Genomic DNA, 7,099 nt, shown 5'->3' with positions numbered 1-7,099 from the left:
AGGAGTCCCTGGTCAGTTACATCAGTAACAGGGGTATCAAGCTGGAAAAGAGCAGTTAGGGATTAATGGGGTTATCTCCCAGCAGCAAACCAACCGCCAGGGTAACTTCTTTTTCCAAGAGTCCGTTCACCCCTACCGCTCCCGGATCGGCACCGCCATGACCGGGGTCTAGGCCAATACGCTTGGTCATGATCTCACCCCTTGATCGATTCTATGAGTACAGCAAACCTTTTGCCACCATCGTCAAAGGGTGTATCTCGCCCCACCAGTCGCGGCAAGGGTAACATATCCGGTTGCCCATTACATAAAACCTTGGAGTAAAGAAAACTCTTATCCGTTTTGTTTAGCCTTTTGTAAAGCTAAAAATCCCAGTATGGCAGCATTAAATTCGCCCTTCTTTTCATAACAAGAGGCGTGTCCAGCCTCCGGGAGGACAAGAAAAAGCGAATCTTGTATAGCTTTATGGATTTTCCTTACTTCTTCCAAAGGGGTAACTATATCTTTGTCAGCACCTATCACCAGGGTGGGCACTTGAATCCCCCCCACTCTGTCAAGTATGTCATACTCCCCGTGGCTGGAAGACAATCTCAGGTAAGCTTCAAACCATTCCCTAGTCAGCAACTGGCTGAAATGCTTCTCCCTTTGTTTTAGCCAATCATGATGGGTTTCATAAAAACTGTCCGAGTATATGAAAGGCATGGCCAGCTTAAAGAATTTTTCACCATCGCCTAGGCGGGCAGCTTCATCCCAGGCCTGGCCTATAGCTTTTAAATGGTTGGTTAATCTGGCCGTGGTATTGGCCAGAATAAGACTCTTAAGTCTAGCCCCATATTTAAGGGCAAAGAGCAGGGCCACCTGTCCGCCGTACGAGATCCCCACCAGATGCACCCGGTTTAAACTCAGGTGATCAAATAGCCCTTTCAGGTCTTCTACATGCTGGTGGATGTCGTATTCTTGCTGGCACTTATCCGATTGCCCTTGGTCCCTGAAGTCTACCCTCAACATTCTATAGCCATTTCGGGTATAAACCTCAATAAAATCCGCCCAGCTAAGGGTGCTCATCATTATTCCATTGAGGAATACTATTGTTTCTTCCCCCGTACCATCAAATTCGTAATAAATCTGCACACCGTTTATCTCCACTTTCGGCATGCTCTTTCTCCTTCCTTTCTTTATAAAAATTCGCCTCTGGCGAGTTTGTTGCGTTTTCTGCTCTATTGTTTTTGTCCCTTGCTGTAGTAAAGGTTTGTAAGGTAATCTGTGATTCTCAGATTAAATTTGTAAGCGTATTCTCTTAAGGATGTTTCAAACTCATCAAACGCGCGAGCAGCTTCTCCCTGTTTGGTCCAGAAAGCATCGATTTCCGGCTGAAGTTCTTGTTCTTTTATCCCTTGGTCTACTATTTTGCTTAATATCTCAATTCTCATAAGTAAAACTTCCTGTGTCAAGTCATTCACTGTAAGGAGCTTCTGATGAATTGCTTTTAGCTCTCTGCTTTGCGGGTTTAACTCCTTAAATTTGGCAAGAAACCTTTCTGAATGCCGGGCTAGTTCACACAAAATAGTTAATTCCTCTTTTTTATCACCCGTCATTCCTTTCGTTGTGGCTTCCTCCGACATGGCCTGTAGAGCAGGTAGTTCGGCATATCTTTCATTCAAGTGTTGGAGATAAACTTGTAATTCCTGGCCCCCGTCTTCCTGCTGATAATGGTTACATCCACTAGAGAACGTTAACACCGAAATAAGCAGGATACTAAGAACGCCCGCAGGAAATGCTCTCCCCAGCAAATATGATAACCTCCCCCATGAAATTTTAGCTCTCAGGCGCTTGTACACTCATTAGAGTAGTCCTAAGGGTCACCCACAGGCGTGAAGCCACAGCCTTTGGCCCATTATTACGGGATGCTGAGGCCCGTAGGTCCTCGCAAGGTATTCCAGCCACTCCTTTTCCCGCCTTATTTGCTCCCTTAAGGTCCGGGTTCCCAAATAGGCTTCCGCGTGCCAGCAGGCAGCACTTCTCAAGCAGTTGATCAGCGCGGGGTCAAATTGCGCCCCTGCCTCCCTGTAAAGTTCTTGTAGAGCTTCGGCGATATGGAAGGCTCCCCGGTAGGGCCGGGGCGAGATCATGGCTTCGAAGGCATCGGCTATAGAAATTATCCGGGCACCGAGGGGGATCTCTGTGCCCCCTTTGCCATAATATCCTTCACCGTCCCAGCGCTCATGGCGGTGATAAACCAGATCAGCCACCTCTTCATCCTCGCTTTCGCAGGCCACCATAGCTGTACCGCGTCGGGGATGCATTTTTACCTGCTGCCATTCATGGAGTGAAAGAGGCCCTCTTTTGTGAAGAAGCGCGCTATCTAAGGTTACCTTCCCTACATCGTGTAGCAGGGCCGCCAGGACGATCCTTTGGGTCATCTTCCTGTTAAGCCCTATCAGAAGGCACAGCTTTAAAGCAAAATTCGCTACTGTTACAGAGTGATTCAACAGTACTAAGCAATAGTCCCTCACATTCTGTAAGAGACCATAGGATCGATCCATATCCCAACCGCCCCCAATGACCGTCCCTGCTTATGCAAGACCAGCGGGCAGGATTTAGTATTCCTCCCTTCCTGCCCGCTGACTTATTACCTTTTATTTGCTGCTCTCAAGGGTCTATGACCTATTCAGACAGTTTTTGCTCGATCCATTGCTTGGCGGCCGTTACGCGAGCAATATCCAAGTGGTTGTAGTTCATCCCAGTCTTAGCCTTCAGCGGCGCCCCCCGCTTCGTCACCCCATCAGTGTACGTAGCGCTGGCTACGAAGAGCAATCCATCACTGGGAGCCGCCTTCTCCCCTATAGGATACCAAAGCCAGTAGTCCCAAGCTTGATTATATCCGTACAATACATAGAGGCTTATGCCAGGATCTAATCCCTTATTGTTTAGTTTTTCCACAAAGTTACTGGTCCCCATATTGCCGTAACGATTATTAATAGCTTGATTAATACCTTCCGAAGTAACATAGAGACTCTGCCCCCCGTAGTAAAGCTTGTACATGGTATTATTGCCGTCGCCAGGTGTCCAGCTTTCAGAATTAAAGCCAATGGGATTTACAGGATCGTCTACCCAGTTATGCAATAGTTGAGTCTGTCCCTCAAAGTAATTGCCGCTGTAAGTATGAGTCATATCCCACCGCTTATAATTACGGTAGGCGTAGTAAATATAGGCGTTCCAAAAAGCCACCGGGCAATTTTTAGTCTCTTGAATGACAGTTAAATTGGCTGTGTAGTATCTGAACATGGTGTCCAGCCCTTTAAAGGGAGCTGCCACAGCAATATATTTGCGCACATCACCCCGGTAGTCGGTCATCCAGGAAGTGTCCGACCATTCATTGTTCAAAGAACTCATATAGGCAATAGCTGCCATATTCCCTTTGCTATGTGCTACCACATCAACTTTGCTCTTCCCTGTTTTTTGTTTTATTATCTCTATAGCATCGGCAATAAGTTCGGCCTGGACAAGGTTATTCCCATGGGTGTGGGGGAAAGAAATGGCGAAGACTGCGTAGCCCCGTTCAGCTAGGTACTGCATCAGCCCGGGATTAGTAATGCTACTTGGCGTCTGATAGTCCCACGGGTGCGCCCAGGCACGGTTCATGTTGTCATTCGCACCGTGGACCAGGAGCACTGGATATGGCTTGGTGGCATGCTGCCAGTTGGGGCCATATCCCAACAGGAAATAGCGGTTGCTCTTGAGATGCCCATAACTACCAAAATTATAATCGTCAGAGGTTGAACTATAGCCGTCGTGTACGTAAATGTCTGAAGGAAACCATGACCTTACCTTATCGTTCAGGGGCAGGCTGATCTGTAACATCTTTTCCTGCCCGTTTACCATCTGGCTGGTGGTATCGCCCCATAACTCCACCCGCTCCCAGGGATAAGGATCGCTAATAGTGGCGATCAACTGGGGAGACGCCGCCTTGGCTTCGGGTAAGGGAAGAATAATACCCCCTACCAATTGGAGAAGGATGGCAAACGCCAGCACCAGGGCTATCCGACGCTTCTTGGGGCCTGTCATAAGTGGATACCTCCCTCTTCAAATGAAATTGAGCCTGTTAGACCTCCAACCCTCAAAGCCGCCCACCTCTAGCTTTCCGGTATTCTATCACCCCTCTCTTCTATGCTTCCGCTGTGGGACTGTATCACCTGCCCGCCTCCTCTGGTGGCCCGGCATTCTTACGTTAAAATTCTTCCTCTCACTTGATACGGACGGTATTCGTTTTCGAGTCCCAGAACAGCATAAGAGGCGTCACTCCCACCTTAGATGCTGCCACTACATAAATTCTTTCATTAGATAGCCGCAGTTGGGCAAGCAAAGCACGTGCAGCATCCAGTTCTTTTGTGTTCATCCCCAGGGCAAGAACCAGATAAGGACGCATGGCCGGAGGATAACGGGCAACTCGCTCCAATTCCCTTCGGCAATGAGGGCACCATAAGGACCAAATCAGTGCCGGTTTATTTCTTAGATCTAGTGTTACTGGTAAGCCATCCGCTGTAGACACTTTTAATTCAGTACCAGATAAGAATTCAAGTGGTATTGTTAAGTCAGAATCATATAACCGAAAGGGAGGAGCCGGGTTTAGTACCAGTAGGAAAACAGAGCCAAGGAATAGTGCTGCCATAGTACCGGACAATAGGCGTACACGACCCCGTTTAGGAGAGACAAGCACAATTGCCAGGAAGAGGGTTGTTTCTAAGATTAAAAAAATAGCACACAAGTAACAGAGGTTCTTTGTGTAGGCCCAAAAAGATGTTAATAAGCCGCCGTGAACCAAAACCCCTCCTCCGATAATTACCAGGGTAAGCCTTCTGTGAGATTGGGCCATCCCAGTATAACAGAGGTATGCACTGAGTAAATAGTAGCTTGTTCCCCATAAGGTTAACGGTCGCGTTAAAAACTCATAGTAACCATAACATGTACCAAGTGGACAGGGGGGGTTGAAACCGGTTGCCCATAAGCTAATAGAAGCTATGGCAAGGCACGTGTAAGCCAACCCAAGAAACATCAATATGTTCTCCTTTTCTAGCCGCCTCAAATGCAGGGTTTAAGTGCCAGGGCAGTGGCCCCGGCACCTCCTGCTAACAGTAACGTTCCGCAGAAGAGAAGTTACCCTTACTGATAATTGACCACAAGTTTAGGAGCATACGTGCCACTTTCGCCTCCATATATCTCGAGAACGTCCGAAGCAAAGTCCGCCGGTGTCGAAGCTCGTAATCTGAACTGAGTACGCCCTGTTTTATTTATAAATTCAAGTGCATTGGCAGGAATTGCAATATCGACGTAGGCATTGTCGGCACCGGGTGGAGCAACTGTAGCCACGGCTAGAGCGCCATTCGCAGCGTTGGCGGAAACCGGAGCATTATAATCGCTCTGTTCGAGGGCACTGCTGCTGCCAAAATAACCGCGTACTATATCTACACTGATACTATTGACGGTACCACTTAGAGATTTGCGGTAAATTCGTAGCTTAGCACCTGTGATCGTTGTATTATCCGGCAAGCTGCTGGTATCGAACGAGAGTATCACCCGGTAGGTATCGGTGTTATACATGCCTTTATCGCCCACTTTATGAACCGAAGTGCTCATCCCATCTGCCAGCAGCGCGCCTACATATCCATCTTCAGAGGAAATTGAAGAAAACGAAGATCCACTATTGGGGTCGATAATGTAAGTCTCTGATTTTACGGCCTCCTGATTCCCAGCGGTATCCACACTGAAGAACTTCAGAGTAGTCGTATTTGAAATGGTTATGGGTCCAGTATACTTAGGCGAACTTGTAGTTGGCGTGGTACCGTCTGTTGTATAATAGGTGGTAGCTGGTTCATTAGTAGAAAGTGATACAGTTACTGGACCGACATAGGTCCCACCTGGGGGACTTGCGGTCGTTACGGGGGGTGTAGTATCGTTGCCGCTGGGCGGAGTAGAACTTCCTCCGTTTTTCGGATGGTCGCGGAAGAACTCCCACATGATTTGGCTCGCGTTTGGTCCTTTGGGGTCCGTGTAAGAACCAGATGTACTACCACCTGACCATGCATGGCCCATGCCGTCCACCATATACTTCTCCATAATAACTGCCCCGTAGTTATCCTTGTAAACATATCTCGTGTAGGAACGACCGTTAGGTACAGAACCACTAATAGTAGCGTCAGCTACATCATCGATGTTATTATTGTCAATTCCATCCGAAGCCAAGTCGTTCGTCTGGGCCCACTGAGAAACCACCTGATGACCATTAATAGGATAGACTGTATAATCCGAGGTGCCGTGGAAGACAATGGTTGGAACTACTCGCTTATACGAACCCATCGCATTATAAGCGGCGGTTCCCTGTTGGTTAGGGTCCGGTCCACCTTGGAACATAGCATTCCAGGCGTTAATCTCGCTGGTGGCTGCCTTGTACTCGAGACCCGAATGAACCCCGATTGCTGCAAAGACGTCTGGGTATGTTGCACCCATTATTACAGCCATTGCCGCTCCAGCTGATAAACCTGCGACATAAATGCGGTTATCATCTATGGTATACTCGCTTTTAACCTGATTTACTATTCCAGCGATAACGGATGGTTCGCCGCTACCGCGCGATTGGTGGAATGGATCGAACCAGTGCCAACACTTATTTGGATGGGAGGAGGAAGGTTGATCGGGGTAGACAACTATGAAGTTGTTTTGCTCCGCTATCGAGTTCATTTGCGTCCCTGCGGCGAACTGATCGGGATCTTGAGTACAACCGTGTAGCATTACAACTAATGGTACAGGGGTTCCACTTTGGTATCCTGTAGGAATGTAGACTTTATATATTCTCCCATCAGTGTAAGTCTTGGTAACAAACGTACCCGCGTATGCCGGTTTTAACTTAGACGGCCCTCTGACCTCTAAGCCTATGAAAGTAGTAAACACAATAAGCAACGCAACTACACAACTCAGCACCCGAGGAACCCGAGCCTTCAAACGAAACATCTCGTTTAACCTCCAATCTTCTAGGAGACTGTTGACCAATACCCATTTATTTAGGGATAAGAACTTCTATGCCCAAAAACTGTTTAACAGAAATTAG

The 7,099-nt window shown here is 47.8% G+C and carries 7 protein-coding genes; all 7 read right to left on the bottom strand.

Features of this window, described 5'->3' with window-relative positions; genetic code table 11:
- Positions 1 to 55: 55 nt before the first annotated feature.
- A complete protein-coding gene (locus AC1BI1_RS15050) occupies positions 56 to 190 on the bottom strand; it encodes an N-acetylmuramoyl-L-alanine amidase family protein (protein WP_476718125.1) in 135 nt (44 codons plus the stop codon).
- A gap of 140 nt (positions 191 to 330) precedes the next feature.
- Positions 331 to 1,152 carry an alpha/beta fold hydrolase gene (locus tag AC1BI1_RS15045; RefSeq protein WP_476718124.1) on the bottom strand — a complete coding sequence of 274 codons (822 nt, stop codon included), beginning with the start codon at positions 1,150 to 1,152 and terminating at the stop codon, positions 331 to 333.
- A gap of 62 nt (positions 1,153 to 1,214) precedes the next feature.
- Positions 1,215 to 1,787 (bottom strand): hypothetical protein, encoded by a 573-nt coding sequence (locus tag AC1BI1_RS15040; protein ID WP_476718123.1) that lies wholly within the window; start codon positions 1,785 to 1,787, stop codon positions 1,215 to 1,217.
- A 69-nt stretch (positions 1,788 to 1,856) separates the two neighbouring features.
- The gene (locus AC1BI1_RS15035; RefSeq protein ID WP_476718122.1) at positions 1,857 to 2,540 is read right to left on the bottom strand and encodes an HD-GYP domain-containing protein; all 684 of its coding nucleotides are present in this window, start codon (positions 2,538 to 2,540) and stop codon (positions 1,857 to 1,859) included.
- Positions 2,541 to 2,661: 121 nt separating this feature from the next.
- A complete protein-coding gene (locus AC1BI1_RS15030) occupies positions 2,662 to 4,062 on the bottom strand; it encodes an esterase/lipase family protein (protein ID WP_476718121.1) in 1,401 nt (466 codons plus the stop codon).
- A 178-nt stretch (positions 4,063 to 4,240) separates the two neighbouring features.
- Positions 4,241 to 4,819: a thioredoxin domain-containing protein gene (locus AC1BI1_RS15025; RefSeq protein ID WP_476718120.1), complete on the bottom strand. Its 579-nt coding sequence runs from the start codon at positions 4,817 to 4,819 to the stop codon at positions 4,241 to 4,243.
- 338 nt (positions 4,820 to 5,157) lie between these two features.
- Entirely contained in the window at positions 5,158 to 7,002 is a 1,845-nt protein-coding gene (locus AC1BI1_RS15020; RefSeq protein WP_476718119.1) for an extracellular catalytic domain type 1 short-chain-length polyhydroxyalkanoate depolymerase, read from the bottom strand.
- Between the last annotated feature and the right edge of the window lie 97 nt (positions 7,003 to 7,099).

Source organism: Thermanaeromonas sp. DSM 22490, assembly GCF_056378755.1.
The sequence above is the reverse complement of the archived record's forward strand: the minus strand, read 5'-3'. Positions and strand labels throughout refer to the sequence as shown.